Raw genomic sequence first — 22,044 nt, forward strand, 5'->3', positions numbered from 1 at the left:
TTTTGTTACTGTTGACTCAGCACTGCTGAGTCACCCTCACATTTGGTTCGTCTTACTTTGTTTAGTTTTCAAAGGTCAATCACTTCATCTGACAACTACTGAAGTATAACACCTTCCAAATAAGTTGTCAACGACTTTTAAATAATTATTTTTTATTCTGTATAATTATCCAAAAAATCGCTACATCGCAATTTCGATGACCACAATATAATACCATCTCAGCATTATATTTGTCAAGAACTACTTTTTATTCTTTTTTCTTGCTATTGCTATCGCAACAACGTGTTCTAATATACCAAGATTTTTCTTTTTCGTCAATACTAAACCTTTAATTCTTTTGTTAATTTTACAAACATTTCAGTAAAAAATATACATCATGGTATTTTTTTACTGAAATGCGCTTCATACTTAAACCTTGTCTTCTATCATATAAGAAAAATCAGTATCATCTTGTTTCACTACCATTAACAAACCATCGCCTAACGGGACGATACTTGATTCTAATGATGGATGATGCATGACTACATCTAAAAACGCATTTAATTTGCGATGTATCGTTCTTCTATTCTTAGGTATTTCTTCCTTTGGAGCAAGAATTGTTCCACCTTGTAAAACATCATCAACAATCAACATTCCACCTTTTTTTAATAATCTCATACAATCCGGGAAAAAATCATAGTACTTGGATTTTGCACTATCCATAAAAATAAAATCATACGGCCCTTCTAGTGTTGAAAGAATATCTGCTGCTTGCCCTTCTAACAGAGTCACTTTATCCGTTAACCCCAAAACTTCATAATTTTTTCTTGCTTTTTTAATCATGACGTCATAACGATCAATTGTTGTAACGTGTCCTTCATCCCCAACATGTTGCGCCATCAAACTTGATGAGAAGCCGATAGCTGCTCCAATTTCTAAAATTTGTTTTGGTTTTATCTGCCCTAGCAGTAAATTCAAAAACACCACTGTTTCATGAGGTATGATGGGCACACCTTCTTTATTTGCTTGGCGTTCAATCTCTCCAAGACTTCCATCAAGCGGCTTTTGTTCTTCTCGAAGAAACTCCACTACTTCTTTATCCACAACTGGCCGGTACATCATTTCATTTCTCACTGCATTTCCCTCGCATTTCTATTTTTATCAGTTATTTTTATATTCTAATTTCCATTTGCATTTTTATTATAGAATGCCAAATACTTTCAGACAAGTTAATGTTGTTAATGCTTAACTGCTTTATCATTAAATAAATTTTCATCCGTTTTCAAAAGCATTGGATACCTTAAGCACTATATGTTATTATCAAATTAAATAAATCATTCCCAATCCTTAAAGGAGGACACAAAATGCTTATAAAATCTCTTTGTATTCCTAAGAATAAACTTACTACTGTAAGCGAAACGGTTACCCTTCAAGAAGCAATCGACATACTTGAAAAATCTGGCTTTCGCTGTATACCTATTCTAGATGAAACTGGAACAATATTCAGAGGAAATATCTATAAAATGCATATTTACCGTCATAAAGCTAATGGTGGAGATATGAACTTACCAGTAACGCATTTATTAAAAAATGCTACTAAGTTCATTTCTATTGACGCATCTTTTTTCAAAGTATTTTTCTCGATCAAAGAATTGCCATACATTTCTGTATTGGATGAAGATAGTCGATTTTATGGCATTTTAACTCATAGTTCATTGTTAAATATGCTTCAACAATCTTGGAACGTGAATACAGGTAGTTATGTCTTAACAATCGCTTCCACTGGTCAAAAGGGCGACTTAGCAAACATGGCAAAAATCATTAGCCGTTTTTGTTCAATTTCCAGTTGCATTACATTAGATGTTGAGCAAGATGATTTAGTTCGCCGTACAATGATCACCTTAGAATCTGGCATGACAAAAGATAGTCTAAAAGAATTAACTGTCGCTCTAAGCAAAAAAGGATTTCGCGTAGTTGAAGTAGAAGATTTAAAAAACGCTAGTTAATTTGCTGCTATCTAAAAAAGCTAAATGCTGATGCATTTAGCTTTTTTTCTATCCTTCTATTCGTTTACTAAAGTGAATTTTTTTATCGATATACATCATTATTGGCATACCAATTCCCATAACAACAAATTCACCAATTGCAACAGTTAAGTAGCTAAGCCAGAACGGCAATTGCAACGCTAGATATAATTCCAATGCAATCAAGGCTGAACCGATAGTAAACACTATCGTATTGACACTCATCTTCACCCAATCATTTGTTATTTTTCTTGTTATCCCACTCATTATAAGTAACGACAGCAACGTGTGCGCAACGCCAAATACTATGTCATAGACAACCATAGTTGAGAAAAAAAGGTTAGAAATAAACACTCCACCAACTATTCCTATAATATACTTTTTATTAAATACAGCTAAATGATTTAACATTTCAGCTACTCGAAATTGAATTGCTCCAAAAGACATAAAAGCAAATGCCGAAGTGATTGCCACATACAAAGCTGCAACTACAGCATTTATTACCAAATTTCTTATTTTCATTATTTCCACTTCCTCCTAGTTTTTTTTCGTGGGATGGTCAACGAACCACGTTTTACAACTTTTATAGCATATCATTTTACTCTCGTTTATTCAATTTCATTTAAATAAACAAATAAAAAAAGCATTCGTAAATGAACGAACGCTAAAAGCTAGGTACATTTTTTATTAGACTTGTCTTGATAATCCAATACTTATCTCAAGAGCTTCATCTATTTTTTTCATCATTTTAAAATCTAATTGAGTTACTTTTTCCCGTAAACGTTGCTTATCAATTGTTCTTATTTGTTCTAACAAGACAACAGAATTTTTTTCAAGATTATACTCTTCTGCTGAGATTTCAACATGGGTAGGCATCTTAGCCTTTTGGATTTTCGCTGTTATTGCTGCAATAATAACGGTTGGACTGTAGTGGTTGCCTACATTATTTTGAATAATCAAAACCGGACGCATTCCACCTTGCTCCGAACCTATAACTGGCGATAAATCAGCATAATAAATCTCTCCCCGTCTTACCATAGGTATTTTCCTCCTTATAACACCTGGTTAGAATTGGGCACCGACCTCTTTTTCACAAACTTCAAATTCATCACAAATATCAAGATTGATACGAGACATCTCTGCATATCCTTTACGCATGGTATCATAGATTATTAAATTTTCATCTAAAAAACAATTTACTACCGAACTAACAAAATCGTTTTCATCAATATCTGCAATTGCACAATATTCTTTAACTTCTCTGTAAATTCCCGGCGCTAAATTAACTTTCATTATGTTTTTATCCTCATCCATTACCCCATACCTCCTAAAAGATTACCTTTTCATACCCCATAAAAAGGATTCGCTTCAAGAACATGGTAACATGAATTGAAAAGCATTGAAACTCTAGATAATGTTTAAACCCAAGTTTCATTTTATAGACAAATTTGATCTTACCTTTAAGTATTTTAAAGCGTTAGCTAAGCTATTTTGCAAAAACTAATTAGAATCATTCCAATTAGTTTTTGCAACACAATTGTATGTATGGTTTAGTCTTCAACTATAGTACTTTATTATTCTCCTTTTCTATCGTTCTAAAATCACTTGTGCTGCTGCAATGGTATCCGTGTGCGTAATAGACAAAAACACTTGTCCATTAAAAGGAGATTTTTCAACAATTGGTTTCCCATAACGATCGGGTAAAATCTCAATATCTTGAAAACCCAATTTCCCGATTCCAGTTCCCATCGCTTTTGAGAAAGCCTCTTTTGCAGCATATCTACCAGCTAAAAATTCAATTTTTCGAGAACCTGTTAAACCAGAAAATATTTCCCATTCTACTGGGGTCAACACACGCTTAGAAAAAGTTTCTCTTTTTAAATAAGCTTCTTCTATACGTAAGATTTCTGTTATATCCAAACCAATCCCTATTATCACTTTACACCTCATTTACACTAGGCTATTTCTTTAGTGCTGTAAACTAAATTTTATAATATTACACTAATTTTATCAAATAATAGCTCTTATGTCACTTCTAAAGAATAAAAAATGTTTTCATTTAGTTTTTCCACTCATATTTAATACCTATTCAACCATATAAAAAAAGGTTGAGACAATGTCCCAACCTTTTCCACTTACACTTTTAATCTTTATCGCGAATAGTAAATTTACGTTCTCCGCCAGCTTTACGACGGTTATCAGTAGATTTGCCACGGCTGTCTTTACGACGGCTGTCGCTTCCACCACGACTTGAATCTTTATTCCATTTTCCGCTTCCGCCAGTTCCACTTCCGCCACCACGACGTTCAGAAGGTTTGCCACTACGGCTGCTTCCGCCACGGTATCCGCCTTTACTTGCACTTCCACCACGGTTGCTTCCGCCACCATGACTTCCGCCTTTACGGCCAGGTAATGGACGTTCTGGAGTAATCTTAACTGGTACTTCATCAGCATCTTTTGTCACACTCTTAAGGAATGCAGCAGCAAGATCTTCAGCTGTATAAGTTTCCAATAATTGTGCAGCAGCTTTTTCGTAACGGTCTAAACCATTAGCGTCAATGATAGAACCTACTTCATCAATTGATGCTTTAATTTGACCTTCAAAAGCTTCAGCATTTGTTGGTGGACGCAATGGAGTCATTGTTTTTTTAGTTAAATCTTCAATAACACGCAAGTAGCCCATTTCATTAGGTGTAATGAATGTTACAGAAACACCCTCTTTTCCTGCACGACCAGTACGTCCAATACGGTGAACGTAACTTTCCGGGTCTTGAGGAATATCATAGTTGTATACGTGTGTTACTCCGGAAATATCTAATCCACGAGCAGCTACGTCAGTTGCTACTAAAACATCTAATTTACCTGTTTTAAAAGATTTCAAAACACTCATACGTTTTTGTTGAGAAAGGTCTCCATGGATTCCTTCTGCACGGTATCCGCGAGCTTCTAATCCACGAGCTAATTCGTCTACGCGACGTTTTGTACGACCGAAGATAATCGTTAATTCTGGTGTTTGAACATCAAATAAACGAGTCATGATATCGAATTTTTCGAAGTCTTTACAACGTACGAAGAATTGTTCGATCAAACTATCAGACATTGTTGTTGCTTTGATTTGAACGTGTTCAGGGTTACTCATGAAACGTACACCAATGCGTTTGATAGCAGGTGGCATTGTAGCAGAGAATAATAAAGTTTGACGTTCAGCTGGAACTTCATGAATGATTGTTTCAATGTCATCAATGAATCCCATGTTCAACATTTCATCCGCTTCGTCCAATACTAAAGTTTCAACATGACCTAATTTCAATGTTTTACGTTTGATATGATCTAATAAACGGCCCGGTGTACCAACAACAATGTGTGGTGCGTCTTTTAAAGCACGAATTTGGCGACTGATGTCAGCTCCACCATAAACAACTTGAACACGAATTTTTTTATCGCGACTCAAACGGAATAATTCTTCTTGTGTTTGGATAGCTAATTCACGAGTAGGTGCAATAACTAATCCTTGTACATTACGGTTATTTACATCAATTTTTTGTAACATTGGTAAACCAAACGCAGCTGTTTTACCAGTTCCTGTTTGTGCTTGCCCAATAACGTCTTTCCCTTCAAGTGCCAGTGGAATAGTTTGTGATTGGATTGGTGTTGCTTCCTCAAATCCTAAACGTTCTACTGATTTTAATAACTCAGGTGCTAAACCTAATTCTGTAAATTTCAATATATTTCCTCCCAATTTTAAAACCTTAAAGAGAGATTTTTGCGAAATACAGGCACCTTCATTAGTTTAATCAATGCACCTGTTGCTGTAACTCCATATAAAAACTCGATGTTCGTTCGGTTGAATGTACACCAAGTTTCTCATTTCATATAAAAAACTTGAAATATTTTCCAAGTTTATCTGCTTATCTAGTTTCACAAAACCCTCGATGGTTTCATTTTTTATTAAAGAATGTTCTTCAATCTAATACATTCTATCATGTATATTTTAGTTTATCAATTGATTTGACCTTTTGTTTCAATGAACACGTTTCCTTTTTTTATTTTCTTTTCAATCTGTGAATTCCCCTATTTTAGTTTGCGTTTTCAATCTTTCTTGCTCATCTAACTGACATAATCCCTTTTCAAAAAAAACTAAAAGCTGTGTTTGCACACTCTGCTTTTAGTTTTATCGGTTTATTCACTTTTATTTCGATCGCTAAAAATTGATTAATCTCTTCCGCCACCAAAGATGCGCAACAAGCCAAGAAAAATATTAATAAAATCTAGGTACAAATTTAATGCTCCACTGATAGCTAGTGCACCTAAATTTTGTTCTCCTGAATAGTGCACATAAAGTTCTTTTAATTTTTGAGTATCATATGCTGTAAAACCAATAAAAATCACGACGGTGATAAAAGATAGAACCATATCGGCCGGTCCGCTTTGAAGGAAGAAACCATTTACTAACATAGCTATGATCAAACCGATCAAAGCCCCTCTTAATTGTCCACCTAAAGAAGTTAAATCTTTTTTAGTTGTAAAACCTACTATGCTCATACCTGCAAATGATGCTGCTGTAGAAATGAAAGCTGCACCAATACTGCCTAAATCATACATTAAAAAGATAGAAGATAGCGTGATTCCATTAATAAGCGCAAACGCAATAAATCCAACAATTGATGCACCTGCTGATTTTAGTTTAGCTCCATTTGCAGACAATTTCATTACCAATGCAATCTCAGCAATAAAAAAACCTAAAAATCCGAAACGTGTTCCAAAAACTAAATTCAAAATAAACGCACTTTGAGACGCATAAAAAGCTGTTATTCCCGTGATAGTTAATCCTACTGCCATATAACTATAGATCGATGCAAAAAACTTAGATAAGCCAGCAGTATTAATTGTTTGATTGGACACTTCTTTTCTTGGTGTGTTCATATTACCCATCCCCTTAACTTATTCTATAGTAACAGTATAACAAATTTTCTAAATTAATCACTCAGTCTTTAGACATATTTTCAGCTTACACTTGAAGTGCTCTTACAACTGAAAGTAAATCCGTTCCCAAACTTGATTTTAAAAGAATATAATCTCCATGATCAATTTGTTTTTTCACAAATTGAATCAATGGCTCTTTTTCTCCAGTAAAATGGAAAAGATTTTCTTCATTGAATGTTCCCTTTAAAGCTTCATACAATACAGTCATTTGCTCGCCATAGAGAATAACTTTTTCAATTCGAGTTGGATCAAGCGAATCTTTAACGCTTAGATGCAGCTCTGATGACCGTTCTCCTAGCTCCAACATGTCTCCTAAAACAACTATTTTCTTACCTGTATTTGTAAATGTACTAAAATTATCCAAAACAGCTTTCATAGCAGTAGGGTTCGCATTATAAGCATCATTTAAAATACTGCTCTCATTTATTCCTTTTAGCCATTCTGTTCTATTTTTAGTTAGTTGAAATCGGGCTAGTTTTGGAGCAGATTTCTCAATTGAGATCCCTAAAGTCATTCCTGCCATTAAAGCAGCTAACGCATTGTTCACGTTATATGTTCCTAAAACAGGTAAACTTACCACTAAATCAGGCTTCTCATTGGTTACAAAACTCGTTTGGTTCATTTGAGCATCTATATTTAGTGGATACAAATCATTTTCAGGAGATGTTCCAAAGGTCTTCAATTGCGAACCTTTTAAAACTGTTACTCTTTCTTGTAGTAATGGTTCTTCTCCAGGATAAATCAGCACACCATTTTCTTTTAAACCTGAACAAATTTCCATTTTCGCATCTGCGATCCCAGCTCTTGAACCAAAAAATTCAATATGGGATTCCCCGATCATGGTTATAATAGCAACATCCGGCTTAGCTAAATCTGATAACACTTTAATTTCTCCAGCACGACTCATTCCCATTTCTAAAATAACGACTTCAGTTTCCATTGGCATTTCAAGAATCGTTATTGGAAGTCCAATGTGGTTGTTAAAGTTTCCTTGTGTTTTATGCACACGGTATTGACTAGATAAAACAGCGTCCGCCATATCTTTCGTAGTTGTTTTTCCATTACTTCCAGTAATACCAACAACTTTTGGATCTACTTTAGTTAAATAAAATTTAGCTAGATCCTGCAATGCTTTCAACGTATTGTTTACTTGAATAACAGGAAACTTATTCTCCAATTCAAGCGGTAAGTCGTTTAAAGATTTGCTCCATAAAGAAACGGCTGCTCCATTTTCAACAGCTTTTAAAATAAAATTATGCCCATCATTATTTCCTAATAACGGTACAAACAATGACCCTTTAACTAATTTTCGAGTATCAAAATTAACGGATGTTACTTCTTGGTCAGACCATTGATTCGTATCATTTATTGCTCCAACTGCCATTGCAATTTCTTTCACGGTTAAAGAAATCATTATTATCCTCCTTCAAGTTCAATAAAAAGTCCATCATCCATGCTTCCTAAAAGAAACAGAGACTAGGCACATAGCCCAGCCTCTGTTCCTAGTAGCACGTTTTATTATTTATCGTTTTCATTCTGAAAAGACATACGTTCTTGATGTCTTCTTAATGCTAGCTGAATCAACTCTTCAACTAAATCACCGTAATTCAATCCAGTATTTTTCCATAAAGTAGGGTACATACTAAATTGTGTAAAACCAGGCATTGTATTGACTTCATTAATGAACAATTCATCGTTGCTTGTTAAAAAGAAATCACATCGACTTAAACCACTTCCATCAAGTGCTTGAAAAGCACGCACCGCATAATCTCTCAAGCGTACGTTAACGTCCTCTGGAACTAAAGCGGGAATTTGCAACACAACCTCATTGTTAAGGTATTTTGATTCATAGTCATAAAAATCAACAGTTTTCACTAATTCTCCTGGAACAGAGATATGAATATCATCATTTCCTAAGATAGCGACTTCAATTTCCCTAGCTTCAATACCTTGCTCAACAACAACTCTTCGATCATAACGCAAAGCTAGTTCAATTGCTTCAACTAATTCATCTCTATTTTCAGCTTTACTAATTCCTACACTAGATCCGAGATTTGCCGGCTTTATATACATCGGGTAAAATAACGTACCTTCACATTGTTTAAAAACACTCTCTTTATCATTTAACCATTCAGCTTTTCTTACAGGCACATAGGGAACTTGTGGCAATCCAGCTTGTTGAAAGAGTTGCTTACTAATGATTTTATCCATTCCACAAGCACTAGCTAGAACACCAGCCCCAACATAAGGCATTCCAATAACTTCAAACAGACCTTGAACGGTTCCATCTTCTCCATTAGGTCCATGCAACACTGGGAAAATCACAGCATTTTCTTCTTTTAAATCAGACGGTTGAATAAGAATACCTTCTGAGTTTTGATTTTCATCAGTTGCAAATTTGGCGCTGTCCGAAATGGTTAATTTTAACGCTTCCGAATCCTTAACTTCATTGGCTTGCTTAACGATGGCACCTTTAACCCATTGACCACTTTTTGTAATATAGATAGGTTCTACTTCATAATAATCATAATATACTTCTTTAATAATAGAAAAGGCAGTCAAAATTGAAATATCATGCTCTGCGCTTTTTCCACCATATACTAGAAAGATTTTCATTTAGTTATCCTCCGAATTTACTTAGGCATCTTTATCTTAGTCTTATAATTCAAAAATTATTGTACCATATTTTTTTATAGAAAAATAGCACACCTCTTTAGAAACAATTATTCAGAATTAATCTACATCTAACTCACTTTTCATCGCTCAAAAAAAGCCTTTCAAGCTACCTAAACGCCCGATAGGTTAGAAAGCACACAACCTACGAGCGAATCCAGTTAACTAGTAAGACTTTCCCTTACGATGGTTGTACAATTGCTTCTTCTTTAAAGAACCATTTTTGATCTATCTCGTTAAAACAGATACTTCCCAACAAATCTTTATTAGTGAAATTTCTACCGTCAAACTTCAAACGATCTTCGGCTAGGTAGATTGGAATTTCATACACTTCTTGAGTTATGCTTATCTGTTTGTATGAAAAAATGACTCCTTCTCTGAGTATAGGCAGCAAGCTTTTTATCTCAGAAACTGGTATACGAGTAATCTTTTTAGTTTTTTTAAAGATAAACAAGTTTCTTTTATCATTTACTTTTTTTTCTAAATTATTTGTGATGTTGACCGACAAAAGGCTATAAAATTGTTCTAAATGTCGATGGTAAACTTTTGTCATCCCTTTAGGTAATGTTAAATGGATAAAATTATTTTGCAACTTGTAATAAAAAGGCGAATGTAAATGTGTGTGAGCGTGGGCAATATACAGCAATTCAGCAATTTCAACCGGTGTTAATTGCCTCATTAATTCAACACTATCGAAATCTATCCATTTAGAAGGAATTTCACTTATATATTGGCTTTTATCAAAGTATTCTTGGATTTTAGCTATTCCCCGAATCATACGAAATCCAGTGTGGGAGTCATATTCACCTACGCCTTGAGGGGCATTCAGCAGCAAAATATTTTTTGGCGGTTTCTTAACGACATCTTTGTATTCGTCCATCGTGATACCCTTACTCAAAACAGCATTTGTAATAGTATCTAAATGAACATAAGTGAATTCTGAAGGCACAACACATTCTCCCCTTATTTTTTATCCTTACATTGTACTATCTACACAGCAACTTATCTGTATCAATTAGGTAATAATCTGATTACAAATAACTGCTGTATCCGCTTTATTAAGACAATGTTGTGACAATTAGCACATTATGAAAAATCAGTTTCAAAACAAGGGATCTTAAATAGGCTAGTTAGATTTTAAATTGTCATTGAACTTGCTTGTAGACATCTAAACATTTTCATTGGCCTTAAATATGTGCAACTTTCAATTAGAGTAAAAACAATTTTGACTGTCTCTCTTTTTATCATCGTACCAAAATAGCTGATGAAAAGCACGTAATCTGTTAGCAAAAATTAAAGGACCCTTAAATACGAGAAGGTACAATTATTCTATCAATTACCAATAGTGTGTTAACAACCTTTAATTACATAAAAAAAAAGACCAGACAAATGTCTGGTCCTTTTTAAAAAGTAGATAGCTATTACGCTTCTTCTTTTTTGTTTGCGTCTGCAATACCGTATTTTTTGTTGAAACGGTCCACACGTCCGTCTGCTTGTGTAAATTTTTGACGTCCTGTGTAGAATGGGTGTGAGTCAGATGAAATTTCGACACGGATCATTGGGTAAGTAGAACCGTCTTCCCATTCAACTGTTTCACTTGAATTTTTAGTTGAACCTGATAAGAATTTATAGCCTGTTGTAGTATCCATAAACACAACTTGTCTGTAATCTGGATGAATTGCTTGTTTCATATATAAATCTCTCCTTATGCCCTGATACATCTGCTGAATCAGAGTTGATTTTTTGTCTTTAGACAACATTAGCATAATAGCATATTTCTCTTAGCAAAGCAATTCTTTTTTATTGGTACTTATCACCTGCAACTAATTAATTTTTAGCGATGAGAGTTTCTTGTTTTTTTCGTTTGAGTAAGTGTATTATCTGTAAAATTAGTGAAAAAGTGTTGATTATTTTCTGATTTTTGCAATTTTTTTATAAACTGATCTGTTAAATCTAAGGAATCTCCGATCATTGCGTGACGCAACTTCCAAATCACTTCTAACTTACTGCTTTCCAATAAAAGTTCTTCTTTTCGGGTACTTGATTTTTTGATATCGATTGCTGGGAAAATACGTCGTTCAGAAAGTTCTCTTGATAAATGCAACTCAGAGTTTCCGGTACCTTTAAATTCTTCGTAGATCATATCATCCATGCGGCTTCCCGTATCGATCAATGCAGTTGCCAAAATAGTTAAGCTTCCGCCTTCTTCAATGTTTCTCGCTGCTCCAAAGAATCGCTTAGGCCGATATAAAGCTGCTGGATCAAGTCCCCCGCTTAACGTCCTTCCGCTTGGAGGAAGCACTAAGTTATAAGCACGAGCTAATCGGGTAATACTGTCCATTAGGATAATGACGTCTCGTTTATCTTCTACTAATCGCATCGCTCTTTCTAGAACCAATTCCGTTACCCGCACATGGTTTTGTGGCTGTTGATCAAATGTTGAAGAAACAACTTCACCTTTAACGCTTCTCTCGATATCCGTGACTTCTTCTGGACGTTCATCGATCAACAAAATAATCAATTCAGCATCAGGATAATTTTCAGCAATGCCATTTGCAATTTCTTTTAACAGAATCGTCTTACCGGCTTTTGGAGGAGCTACGATCAACCCACGCTGCCCAAAACCTACAGGAGCTAAAATATCGATCATTCGATTTGAAATCTTTGTTTGCGTTGTTTCAAGAGATATTTGTCTCTCAGGATAAAGAGGCGTTAATGCTGGAAAATGAGGGCGTTCTTTTGCATCTTCTGGATTTTTTCCATTTACAAAATTCACTTGCATCAAACCATAATAACGTTCTGACGGTTTTGGCGGCCTAGCTTTACCTGACACCTTATCTCCGTTTCTCAACCCAAAGCGCTTAATTTGAGAAGAAGAAATATAGATATCTTCTTTACTTGGTGTGTAATTGATGGGACGCAAAAAACCAAAATCCTGTTGCGCCATAATGTCCAATACACCTTCAACAATAAAAAATCCTTGTTTTTCTTCTTGCGCACGTATAACGGCTAATGCTAATTCTTTCTTATTCATTTGACTATAATAAGGAATTTTAAGTTCTTTTGCATAATTGTAAATTTCTTTTAATGTTTTTCCTTCTAACTCGACTAACGTTACTAAATCACTCATATTAGTTAACTCCTATTTATTGTCATCTTTAATCATTTGAACATCTGCACCTAAAGCCGTTAATTTTTCTACGATTTGATCATATCCACGTAAAATATTTTCAACACCAGTAATTGTTGTAGTCCCTTGTGCCATTAATCCAGCTGTTATAAGACATGCTCCAGCTCTTAAATCGCTCGCTTCAACTTCTACACCTTGCAATTGATTGGGACCTTCAATTAAGATCATGTCACTTTCAACGCGAGCATTTGCACCCATACGAATCAACTCTGGTATATGCTTAACACGTTTAGGGTAGATTGTATCCGTAATTAAAGAAGTGCCCGTTGCTTTTAATAAAAGAGGTGTTAATGGTTGTTGTAAATCCGTTGCAAATCCAGGATAAGGAAGTGTTTTGACATTTACAGCTTTTAAATTTTTGGCTTCTTTTATTCGAATGCTGTCTTCTCCAATTTCCATTGGGACTCCCATTTCTTCCATTTTAGCCAATAAACCTTCCAAGTGTTCAACGATAACGTTTTTAATTGTAATATCTGTACCCACAGCTCCTGCTAGCGCAAGATACGTACCAGCTTCTATTCGGTCCGGTATAATCGTATGACGACATCCATGTAACTCATCAACGCCATCTATACGAATAATATCGGTACCTGCACCTCTCACTTTAGCACCCATATTGTTTAATAGTGTTGCAACATCAATGATTTCAGGCTCACGCGCGGCATTTTCAATGATCGTTTTTCCTTTTGCTTTTACTGCAGCAAGCATAATATTGATGGTCGCACCGATCGATACAACATCTAGATACATTCTTGTACCCACCAATCCTTTTTCATCGGTTCTTAGATACATAGCACCCATCTCATTATCTACACTAGCTCCTAAAGCACGGAACCCTTTTAAATGCTGATCTATCGGACGAGGTCCTAAAAAGCATCCACCAGGTAATCCAACGACACCTTTACCAAATTTAGTGAGTAGCGCACCCATAAAATAATACGATGCTCGCAAACTTTTGATTTTTCCATTCGGCATAGGAATAGAAACGATATTTGTAGGATCAATCGTAAGTGTCGAACCATCAAAAGTCGTTTCTACCTTCATCACATTCAGAATATCAATTAATGAATGGACATCTTGAATATCTGGTACACCCTCTAAAATAACAGGTGAATCTGCCAGTATTGCTGCTGGTATCAAAGCAACCGTACTATTTTTTGCCCCATTGATGGTTACTTCACCGGATAATTTCTTTCCACCATTAATGACTAATTTCTTCATGTTATACCTCCATTATCTTCTGAAATCTAGTTGTAAATTAGGAACCTTAAAAATCACCCTACACTCTTATTTATTTAGTTTGAGTGGTTGCTTTTTGTTGTATTCAGATGATTTCATTTCAGCAAGAGATTTGATGACTCCATCTCTTTTTTTATGTAAAATAAGCTGTTTTAATCTTACTATACCTTGAAACAACTTACAATTACTATATCTTTTAACAAACTAAAAAAACCTTGCCCTTTAGGCAAAGTTTTTTTAGTTTGTTTAATTAAGCTTGGTTAGAAGACCCAAATCTTTGCATTGTAGTTTTAACTGTTGCAATGATTGCATCTTTACCAGGTGCAATAACTTTACGCGGATCGTAAACTTTGTCGTCAGTGCTTAATTTTTCACGTACAGCTTTTGTCCAAACTTGTTGTAATTCAGTATTTACATTGATTTTAGAGTGTCCATTTTCAATAGCTTTTTTAATTTGGAACTCAGGAATTCCAGATCCTCCATGTAATACTAAAGGAGTTTTAGTTAAATCAGAGATGATTTTCATTTCGTCAAAACCTAGAACAGGTTCGCCTTCATAGTCACCATGTACTGATCCTAAAGCTGCAGCTAAAGCATCGATTTTAGCGTCAGTTACCATACGTAGACATTCTTCTGCGTCTGCATAGTTTACTCCACCAGTAACGCCATCTTCAGTACCACCAACAGTTCCAACTTCTGCTTCTACTGATGCACCTTTTGAATGAGCGTATTCTACAACTTTTTTAGTTTCTTCAATATTTTTATCAATTACAAATGCAGAGTTATCGATCATTACAGAAGAAAAACCAGCATCTATTGCAGATTTACAATTTTCAAAAGAAGAACCATGGTCTAAGTGTAATGCAACTGGGACTGTAATGTTCATTGTTTCCATCAAAGCTTCAACCATTGCTGCTACAACTTTAACGCCACCCATGTATTTACCTGCTCCTTCAGAAACACCTAAAATAACTGGTGATTTTTCTGCTTCTGCAGCTTCCAATACAGCTTGTGTCCATTCAAGGTTGTTGATGTTGAATTGACCTACAGCATATTTACCCTCTAATGCTTTATTTAACATATCTGTCATACTAACTAAACGACTCATATATCTTTTCCTCCTTAAGGAAATCTTTTTATTTACTAAGATGCTCTTAGTCAACGTTGTCATTATACCAAACACACGCTAAAATATCCATAAATATTATAATACTTATCTAGTTTTCATGACCTTTTCAGAATTATTTATTCAACGTTGCAGTTATAAAACCTAAAAATAATTTTTGCGGGCGATTTGGACGAGATATAAATTCTGGGTGAAATTGGCACGCCACATAAAATGGGTGGTCCGATAATTCCACTATTTCAACTAGGCGATTGTCTGGCGAAACCCCTGAAAACACTAAACCTTTTTCTTCCAATTGAGTACGGTATTTATTGTTAAACTCATAACGATGGCGGTGACGTTCTTGAACAACTTCAGCATTGTCATACGCTTTTGCTGTTACAGAACCAGGTTTTAATTTGCAAGGATACAGTCCAAGACGCAACGTTCCACCCATGTTTACGACCTCTTTTTGATCCAACATTAAATCAATGATATTATGTGGTGTTTCCGGGTCTGTTTCTGCAGAATGCGCTCCTTCTAGCCCTACAACGTTACGTGCAAATTCTACACAAGCTAATTGCATGCCTAAGCAAATCCCTAAGAATGGAACCTTATTTTCACGTGCATATTGAATGGCTAAAATTTTACCTTCTAAGCCGCGATCTCCGAAACCTCCTGGAACAAGAATGCCATCCACGTTTTTTAATTTGCTTTCAACATTCTCAGCTGTCACTTCTTCTGCATTGATCCAATCAACTTCAATTTCAGAATCTAGCGCATATCCTGCATGATTTAATGATTCAATAACCGATAAATAAGCATCCGGTAATTCAACATATTTTCCAACTAATGCAATTTTTGTTTTCTTAGATAGGTGCAATACTCTTTGTTCTAACGCAATCCACTCTGACATATCTGCAGGCGGTGCATCTATTTTCAGATGATCACAGACGATTTGATCCATATTTTGTTTTTGTAAATTTAACGGAATGGAATAAAGCGTATCTACATCACGCGATTCAATAACGGCTTCAGAATCAACATCACAAAATGAAGCCAATTTATCTTTTAAGCTTTGTGGAGCAGGTTTTTCTGTCCGAATAACTAAAAGATTGGGTTGAATTCCTAGCCCACGTAATTCCTTTACACTATGTTGTGTAGGTTTTGTTTTCATTTCACCAGCTGCACCAAGGTAAGGAATCAGGGTTGTATGGATGTACATCACATTGTCAGAGCCAACATCGCTTTTCATTTGACGCAATGCTTCTAAAAAGGGTAGTGACTCGATATCTCCTACCGTACCGCCAACTTCTGTTATAACGATATCAGAATCCGTTGTTTGTCCTGCACGCATGATTTTTTCTTTGATTTCATTGGTAATGTGCGGGATAACTTGTACCGTTGCTCCCAAATACTCTCCCTTACGCTCTTTGCGTATAACTTCTGAGTAAATTTTCCCTGTTGTTACATTAGAATATTGATTTAGATTGATGTCGATAAAGCGTTCATAATGACCTAAATCTAAGTCGGTTTCAGCTCCATCATCTGTTACGAAAACTTCGCCATGCTGGTAAGGACTCATTGTTCCCGGATCAACATTGATATATGGATCAAATTTTTGAATGGTTACTTTTAATCCTCTATTTTTCAACAATCTCCCAAGAGAAGCTGCTGCAATTCCTTTACCTATGGAAGAAACTACTCCGCCTGTCACAAAAATATACTTTGTCATTTTTACCGACTCCTTCTAATCTTAATTAGGGTAAAGAAACAATCATTCCTTTTATTCTTTCTCATTTGGGTAATAAAAAAAACAAAGCCCCCTATTCATAGTAGAATAGGGAGCTTTTTTGATTACTTTCCGTTCTTGTCCCTTAAAAATGAATTTAAGGGAGCCCAATATACATAATACACAGCTCTGCGAGAACCGTCAAGTAATTCCTAAAAGTAGAACTTCATCTTAAAAAAATCATCAGCCAATTACTTTGACAGAATTTTTATTAATATTCTTCCTCAGAGTCGTCTTCATCTTCGTCTTCAATAATTGTAAGATCTCCTTCGACACCGTCAGGCAATTCGTCTTCTTCATCATCGGTACCTAATTCAGATAAATCTGCCTTGTATTCGCCTAAATCTTCTTTGTCCTCATCGTCGATCATTACACCGTGGTCATCAACCGCTACACGTCCACCGTAAGTAGTAGCATCGTCATCTTCTTCCTCTTCAGGAGAATCATCATCTTCAGGATCATCATCATTGTAATCAATATCATCTTCCCCTGTAACAAATGCACTAGCCTTTTTACGTTTTTTACGGCGTGGAGCTTCGTCTTCATTTCCTTGAGTTACTTCTTCATCGATAAAATCAATTGGATACCATGAACGTAGTCCCCAACGATTTTCTCCTAAGGAAATAAAACTACCGTCAGTATTTAAGTCTGTATAAAATTGAGAAGTTGCATTAGCAAGTTCTTTTGAGTTTATGTTTAAAAATTCTTGTACTTCTTTTAGCAAAGATGAGAAATCAAGGATCTCTCCTTTTTGATCTAAGATGGCATGAGCTACTTCAATCATTGATAATTCATTTTTGTTTTGCCCGTCAAATTCTGTTAATTTCACGAAAGCCACGTCCTTTCAACAGTCTATTCTTTATCATACAATATTTAAACAGTAAAAAGCAATTGTAATTTGTAATCTCCTAATTTTTCTTTTCCTAAAAATAAATCATATTCAATAGAGACGCTTCCAGAAAAAGGTTTATCTGTATAACTGATTTGCATATCTTTTGTCATAGTCTCTATATTTACCGTACCTTGAGGCGTACGATAGAGCGTTTCAAATCGTTCGCCTTTATCAAATCTCATGCGTGTAGTTGTTTCACCTTTACGCGTAAGAGTCACAATGCCAGAAGGGTCGATTTTAACTGTCACAGGAACAACTCCTGTTTCATAAGTTTCTTGAAAACGAATGTAATAAGATGAATTCATTTGAACGACTTTACCTACTTCATCAAATACATGTTTTTCAGTTTCATTACCTTGAGAGATGATTGTCTCTAAATGTATCTGCGCTACTCTTCCTTTTGATAAATCCAATTTATTTCACCTCATATTTTTTATTCTTGTCATTTAACCATAAATTAATAATTTTTAATTGATTGATTTTACTTTATTGCATATCTATCTTATCATAAATTGCAGGATTATTATGCTTTTTTAAAACGGTAAAGGAAGAACACGGCAATAATATTTGCTATAATAAGGAAGAGTTATAGTTTCTAATTAAATAAAGGAAGTAAAACCAATGAATACTACTGATACTAAAGACTTTTTAACCAATCATTCTTATGAACTTTATGAATCAACAACAATGCCCTTTACTAATAAAACCATTTCTCACTTCGCATTAACGGATAGTTTATTGCGTTATGTTGGAAAGTATAAAAAAAATATTTTACATTTTTGGCCAACTTCGAATTTGGTTATCTTAGGTATGATGGATACAAAATTACCTTACTTCAAAGATGCACTAGACGTCATAAAAAATTATGACCACTCATTTATTGTGCGAAATTCAGGTGGATTGGCTGTAGTTGGAGATGAAGGCGTATTGAATTTTTCTCTTATATTGCCTGAAGATATTCAACAAAAAATGCCCATCAATACTGGCTATGAATTTATGTTTCAATTGATTAATGAAGCTATCGAACCGTTTGGAAAGATAAGTGAGGCTTATGAAATCAAAGATTCTTATTGCCCTGGAGATTTTGATTTAAGTATCGATGGTAAAAAATTTGCTGGCATTTCGCAAAGACGATTAAAAAATGGCGTAGCAATCATGATCTACATCAGTGTAAACGGTAATCAAGAAAAAAGAGCTAAAATGATCCGTGATTTTTACCAAGCAGGTCTAAAAGGTGAAACGGTCAAATGGCATTTCCCATCAGTCGATCCGTCTGTTATGGCTACCTTAGAAGAGTTGCTGTCTATTTCTTTAACTGTGGAGGAAATGAAACAGTTGATCTTAGATACCCTACTTCAAAAGAACTGCACCATTTCTCTAGGCGATTATTCTTCAGAACTATTAGCCGACTATAATGAAGGATTTGAAAAAATGATTCACCGCAACCAACAAATGCTTGGCAATTCTATTGATAAGGAGTTAATCGAATGAGCAACCTTTACGATGCCAATTTTTTATTGCCAATAGAACATGTTTTTCGTGACCCAGTCCATGATTACATTCATGTTCAACATCAAATTATTTTAGACTTAATCAATTCAAGTGAATTTCAGCGCTTGCGTCGAATCAAACAATTGGGTACTTCTTCCTTAACGTTTCATGGTGCAGAACATACCCGTTTCACTCATTCGTTAGGTGTATACGAAATTACTCGTCGAATATGTGATAAATTCCAACGAAATTATGCTACTCAGACACCAGATGATGGCGGTTGGGATGATAATGAACGATTAGTTGCCTTATGCGCAGCACTTTTACACGACATTGGACACGGGCCCTATTCTCATACATTTGAACATATTTTTAAAACTAATCACGAAGAGATCACGGTAGCTATTATCACCTCTCCAGAAACGGAAGTTTTCAAAGTGCTAGCTAAGATTAGTGAAGATTTTCCAGCACAAGTTGCCAGCGTCATCCAAAAAACGTATCCTAATCCACAAGTGGTCCAACTCATTTCTAGTCAAATTGACGCTGATCGGATGGACTATTTGTTACGTGATGCCTACTATACAGGTGTGAATTATGGTACATTTGACTTAACTCGTATTCTTAGAGTGATTCGTCCTTACAAAGATGGGATCTATTTCCAATTATCCGGTATGCATGCAGTTGAAGATTACATCGTGAGTCGCTATCAAATGTACATGCAGGTTTATTTCCATCCAGTTTCAAGAGGCATGGAGGTTATTTTAGATCATCTGCTGAAACGCGCAAAAAAAATGTACCTTAATCCAGAAATTCAATTTAACGACCAGCTAAATCTACTCATTCCCTTTTTTGAAAAGAACTTTACACTTAACGATTATTTAAAACTGGACGATGGTGTGTTAGCTACTTACTTTACATTATGGAAAGATGAAAAAGATCCTATTTTAAGTGATTTAGCTACACGATTTCTTGATCGACACCCTTTCAAATCCGTTAAATTTTCCAGTAAAGCGGATATGGATTTAATTGAAAAACTAAAGACTATTATTCGTGAAGCAGGTTACGATACGGATTATTATACAGCGGTCAATAACAGTTATGACTTACCGTATGACTTTTATCGACCCCATCAAGATACCAACCGCACACAAATTGAATTGGTTTATCAAGATGGTACATTAGTAGAGCTATCTAAAGTTAGTGAAATTGTGTCTTCTATAACAGGAAAAGTTCGTGGTGACGAACGCTTTTATGTACCAAAAGAATTTCTAAAACCTAGAAGTTCTGAAGAAATCACGTTATTTGAAGACTTGTATCATGAATTTAATCGTTATATTAAAAATGGGGCTATTACAGACCCAAATAAACCAGTGGAGGATTCACTTAAATGACTATCGAATTAATTGCTATCGATCTAGATGGTACCTTGTTAACCCCTGAAAGAAAAATAACAGCGAAAGTAAAAGAAACAATCGAGATTGCTAAAACAAAAGGCATCAAAGTTGTTGTTTGTACTGGTCGCCCATTACCAGGAGTATCACCAATCCTAGAAGCCCTAAACCTAGAAGAAGAGGGCGATTATGTGATTACGTATAATGGCGCATTAGTCCAACAATCACATAACGGTAAAGCTATCGCTCACCATACTTTAAGTCATAAAGATTTTTTGAGAATTGAAGAAATGAGCCGTCAAGTCGATGTACATTGCCATACAATTGATGAAAAATACATTTACACTGCTAACAAAGACATTAGCCCTTACAGTGTAAGAGAGTCATTTTTAGTTAATATGCCTATTCGGTATCGCACAGTTGAGGAAATGGATCCAGCTCTTGAAATCAGCAAAATGATGATGATCGACGAACCTGATATTTTAGATGCAGCTATTGCCAAGTTCCCAGAAGATTTTTACGATGAGTACACTATTTTAAAAAGCGAACCTTTTTATTTAGAAGTCTTGAATAAATCTGCTAGTAAAGGACAAGCACTAAAAGATTTGGGAGAAATTTTAGGCATACCAAGAGAAAACATTATGGCTATTGGCGATAATGAAAACGACAAAGACATGCTTGAATATGCTGGTATGGGTGTAGCAATGGGAAATGCTATCGCCAGCGTAAAAGAAATCAGTAATTACGTTACGGATACAAACGAACACGATGGAGTCGCCACAGCTATTGAGGCCATTGCTTTTGAAGCACTTCCTGCTGATAGCTATACTAAATAAAAAATAAGCTATGAGTATAGCAACTCATAGCTTATTTTTTATTTATTTAACCCAGTAATTTCCCACCAACAGCATAGTTGGTTTTTTTCATGTCTTCGATAATAACATGAACTCGGTCTTCGGTTGCTCCAGTATTTTTTACTACTGCTTCTGTAATATCTTTGACTAAACCAGCTTTTTGTTCTGCTGTCCGTCCTTCAACTAATTCAACATGTACAAATGGCATAAATCCCTCTCCTTCCCATGTGTTCTTCTCTCAATTTTAGCGATACACTTTTTACTTTACAACTAGTTTTTCTTTTAAACTGCCCCAAACAGATTATTAGAGTTTTATCCTCACTATTAGTATACTTGATTTGTACGATAATTAGAGAGGAGAATTACAAATATGGCAGATTCAAAATTAATGTATCAAACTACAGCAATTAATACTGGTGGACGAAATGGAG

General features: G+C 35.1%; 22 protein-coding genes and 1 riboswitch. Of the genes, 4 read left to right on the forward strand and 18 right to left on the reverse strand.

What is annotated here, in order from left to right; genetic code table 11:
- Positions 1-408: 408 nt before the first annotated feature.
- The gene (locus ABS911_RS09445) at positions 409-1,113 is read right to left on the reverse strand and encodes an O-methyltransferase (RefSeq protein ID WP_350467362.1); all 705 of its coding nucleotides are present in this window, start codon (positions 1,111-1,113) and stop codon (positions 409-411) included.
- Positions 1,114-1,343: 230 nt separating this feature from the next.
- Here ABS911_RS09445 and cbpA point away from each other — a divergent pair, with 230 nt between their 5' ends.
- On the forward strand, positions 1,344-1,985 hold the full coding sequence (gene cbpA, locus ABS911_RS09450; protein ID WP_350467363.1) for a cyclic di-AMP binding protein CbpA: 642 nt from the start codon (positions 1,344-1,346) through the stop codon (positions 1,983-1,985).
- A 48-nt stretch (positions 1,986-2,033) separates the two neighbouring features.
- On the opposite strand, the gene ABS911_RS09455 is transcribed toward cbpA, so the two are convergent.
- From ABS911_RS09455 to ABS911_RS09530, 16 genes are all read right to left on the reverse strand, one after another.
- On the reverse strand, positions 2,034-2,525 hold the full coding sequence (locus ABS911_RS09455; protein WP_350467364.1) for a QueT transporter family protein: 492 nt from the start codon (positions 2,523-2,525) through the stop codon (positions 2,034-2,036).
- 9 nt (positions 2,526-2,534) lie between these two features.
- Positions 2,535-2,580: riboswitch (PreQ1 riboswitch) on the reverse strand.
- Between the two features lie 110 nt (positions 2,581-2,690).
- Entirely contained in the window at positions 2,691-3,041 is a 351-nt protein-coding gene (locus ABS911_RS09460; protein ID WP_035021324.1) for a type II toxin-antitoxin system PemK/MazF family toxin, read from the reverse strand.
- Between the two features lie 27 nt (positions 3,042-3,068).
- Entirely contained in the window at positions 3,069-3,317 is a 249-nt protein-coding gene (locus tag ABS911_RS09465) for a hypothetical protein (protein WP_350467365.1), read from the reverse strand.
- Between the two features lie 273 nt (positions 3,318-3,590).
- Complete coding sequence (gene acpS / locus ABS911_RS09470) at positions 3,591-3,941, reverse strand: holo-ACP synthase (RefSeq protein WP_350467366.1); 351 nt, start codon at positions 3,939-3,941, stop codon at positions 3,591-3,593.
- Between the two features lie 205 nt (positions 3,942-4,146).
- Positions 4,147-5,727: a degradosome RNA helicase CshA gene (cshA, locus tag ABS911_RS09475; RefSeq protein WP_350467367.1), complete on the reverse strand. Its 1,581-nt coding sequence runs from the start codon at positions 5,725-5,727 to the stop codon at positions 4,147-4,149.
- A 488-nt stretch (positions 5,728-6,215) separates the two neighbouring features.
- Complete coding sequence (locus ABS911_RS09480; RefSeq protein WP_350467368.1) at positions 6,216-6,926, reverse strand: Bax inhibitor-1/YccA family protein; 711 nt, start codon at positions 6,924-6,926, stop codon at positions 6,216-6,218.
- Between the two features lie 85 nt (positions 6,927-7,011).
- Entirely contained in the window at positions 7,012-8,400 is a 1,389-nt protein-coding gene (locus ABS911_RS09485; protein WP_350467369.1) for a UDP-N-acetylmuramoyl-tripeptide--D-alanyl-D-alanine ligase, read from the reverse strand.
- A 104-nt stretch (positions 8,401-8,504) separates the two neighbouring features.
- Positions 8,505-9,602, reverse strand: coding sequence for a D-alanine--D-alanine ligase (locus ABS911_RS09490; RefSeq protein WP_350467370.1), 1,098 nt, complete (start codon positions 9,600-9,602; stop codon positions 8,505-8,507).
- A gap of 238 nt (positions 9,603-9,840) precedes the next feature.
- Positions 9,841-10,608: a hypothetical protein gene (locus tag ABS911_RS09495; protein WP_350467371.1), complete on the reverse strand. Its 768-nt coding sequence runs from the start codon at positions 10,606-10,608 to the stop codon at positions 9,841-9,843.
- 472 nt (positions 10,609-11,080) lie between these two features.
- Entirely contained in the window at positions 11,081-11,350 is a 270-nt protein-coding gene (locus ABS911_RS09500; RefSeq protein WP_023176747.1) for a type B 50S ribosomal protein L31, read from the reverse strand.
- 143 nt (positions 11,351-11,493) lie between these two features.
- Positions 11,494-12,789: a transcription termination factor Rho gene (rho, locus tag ABS911_RS09505; protein WP_350467372.1), complete on the reverse strand. Its 1,296-nt coding sequence runs from the start codon at positions 12,787-12,789 to the stop codon at positions 11,494-11,496.
- A 12-nt stretch (positions 12,790-12,801) separates the two neighbouring features.
- Positions 12,802-14,070 carry a UDP-N-acetylglucosamine 1-carboxyvinyltransferase gene (murA, locus tag ABS911_RS09510; protein ID WP_350467373.1) on the reverse strand — a complete coding sequence of 423 codons (1,269 nt, stop codon included), beginning with the start codon at positions 14,068-14,070 and terminating at the stop codon, positions 12,802-12,804.
- A gap of 268 nt (positions 14,071-14,338) precedes the next feature.
- Positions 14,339-15,196, reverse strand: a complete 858-nt coding sequence (fba, locus tag ABS911_RS09515) for a class II fructose-1,6-bisphosphate aldolase (protein ID WP_350467374.1) — start codon at positions 15,194-15,196, stop codon at positions 14,339-14,341.
- 133 nt (positions 15,197-15,329) lie between these two features.
- Complete coding sequence (pyrG, locus tag ABS911_RS09520; RefSeq protein ID WP_350467375.1) at positions 15,330-16,928, reverse strand: CTP synthase; 1,599 nt, start codon at positions 16,926-16,928, stop codon at positions 15,330-15,332.
- A gap of 268 nt (positions 16,929-17,196) precedes the next feature.
- Positions 17,197-17,814, reverse strand: coding sequence for a DNA-directed RNA polymerase subunit delta (gene rpoE, locus ABS911_RS09525; protein ID WP_350467376.1), 618 nt, complete (start codon positions 17,812-17,814; stop codon positions 17,197-17,199).
- 44 nt (positions 17,815-17,858) lie between these two features.
- Positions 17,859-18,290 carry a YwiB family protein gene (locus tag ABS911_RS09530; RefSeq protein ID WP_350467377.1) on the reverse strand — a complete coding sequence of 144 codons (432 nt, stop codon included), beginning with the start codon at positions 18,288-18,290 and terminating at the stop codon, positions 17,859-17,861.
- 208 nt (positions 18,291-18,498) lie between these two features.
- Here ABS911_RS09530 and ABS911_RS09535 point away from each other — a divergent pair, with 208 nt between their 5' ends.
- The 3 genes from ABS911_RS09535 to yidA are packed head-to-tail and all read left to right on the forward strand — an operon-like array spanning position 18,499 to position 21,595.
- Complete coding sequence (locus ABS911_RS09535) at positions 18,499-19,368, forward strand: lipoate--protein ligase family protein (RefSeq protein ID WP_350467378.1); 870 nt, start codon at positions 18,499-18,501, stop codon at positions 19,366-19,368.
- A complete protein-coding gene (locus ABS911_RS09540) occupies positions 19,365-20,759 on the forward strand; it encodes an HD domain-containing protein (RefSeq protein ID WP_350467379.1) in 1,395 nt (464 codons plus the stop codon). Before ABS911_RS09535 ends, ABS911_RS09540 begins: the two co-directional genes overlap by 4 nt.
- Complete coding sequence (gene yidA, locus ABS911_RS09545) at positions 20,756-21,595, forward strand: sugar-phosphatase (RefSeq protein WP_350467380.1); 840 nt, start codon at positions 20,756-20,758, stop codon at positions 21,593-21,595. The genes ABS911_RS09540 and yidA overlap by 4 nt, the downstream gene beginning before the upstream one ends.
- Before the next feature lie 46 nt (positions 21,596-21,641).
- Here the strand turns inward: yidA and thmT are convergent, their stop codons facing one another.
- Entirely contained in the window at positions 21,642-21,821 is a 180-nt protein-coding gene (thmT, locus tag ABS911_RS09550; RefSeq protein WP_187949106.1) for a 2-hydroxymuconate tautomerase, read from the reverse strand.
- Between the last annotated feature and the right edge of the window lie 223 nt (positions 21,822-22,044).

This window comes from Carnobacterium sp. (genome assembly GCF_040274425.1).

What these genes read in the sequence shown, in the direction of transcription:
- cbpA (WP_350467363.1), top strand. Translation starts at nt 1,344, where the DNA reads ATGCTTATAAAATCTCTTTGTATTCCTAAGAATAAACTTACTACTGTA.
- ABS911_RS09455 (WP_350467364.1), bottom strand. Translation starts at nt 2,525, where the DNA reads ATGAAAATAAGAAATTTGGTAATAAATGCTGTAGTTGCAGCTTTGTAT.
- ABS911_RS09460 (WP_035021324.1), bottom strand. Translation starts at nt 3,041, where the DNA reads ATGGTAAGACGGGGAGAGATTTATTATGCTGATTTATCGCCAGTTATA.
- ABS911_RS09465 (WP_350467365.1), bottom strand. Translation starts at nt 3,317, where the DNA reads ATGGATGAGGATAAAAACATAATGAAAGTTAATTTAGCGCCGGGAATT.
- ABS911_RS09480 (WP_350467368.1), bottom strand. Translation starts at nt 6,926, where the DNA reads ATGAACACACCAAGAAAAGAAGTGTCCAATCAAACAATTAATACTGCT.
- ABS911_RS09485 (WP_350467369.1), bottom strand. Translation starts at nt 8,400, where the DNA reads ATGATTTCTTTAACCGTGAAAGAAATTGCAATGGCAGTTGGAGCAATA.
- ABS911_RS09490 (WP_350467370.1), bottom strand. Translation starts at nt 9,602, where the DNA reads ATGAAAATCTTTCTAGTATATGGTGGAAAAAGCGCAGAGCATGATATT.
- ABS911_RS09500 (WP_023176747.1), bottom strand. Translation starts at nt 11,350, where the DNA reads ATGAAACAAGCAATTCATCCAGATTACAGACAAGTTGTGTTTATGGAT.
- rho (WP_350467372.1), bottom strand. Translation starts at nt 12,789, where the DNA reads ATGAGTGATTTAGTAACGTTAGTCGAGTTAGAAGGAAAAACATTAAAA.
- murA (WP_350467373.1), bottom strand. Translation starts at nt 14,070, where the DNA reads ATGAAGAAATTAGTCATTAATGGTGGAAAGAAATTATCCGGTGAAGTA.
- fba (WP_350467374.1), bottom strand. Translation starts at nt 15,196, where the DNA reads ATGAGTCGTTTAGTTAGTATGACAGATATGTTAAATAAAGCATTAGAG.
- pyrG (WP_350467375.1), bottom strand. Translation starts at nt 16,928, where the DNA reads ATGACAAAGTATATTTTTGTGACAGGCGGAGTAGTTTCTTCCATAGGT.
- ABS911_RS09535 (WP_350467378.1), top strand. Translation starts at nt 18,499, where the DNA reads ATGAATACTACTGATACTAAAGACTTTTTAACCAATCATTCTTATGAA.
- ABS911_RS09540 (WP_350467379.1), top strand. Translation starts at nt 19,365, where the DNA reads ATGAGCAACCTTTACGATGCCAATTTTTTATTGCCAATAGAACATGTT.
- yidA (WP_350467380.1), top strand. Translation starts at nt 20,756, where the DNA reads ATGACTATCGAATTAATTGCTATCGATCTAGATGGTACCTTGTTAACC.
- thmT (WP_187949106.1), bottom strand. Translation starts at nt 21,821, where the DNA reads ATGCCATTTGTACATGTTGAATTAGTTGAAGGACGGACAGCAGAACAA.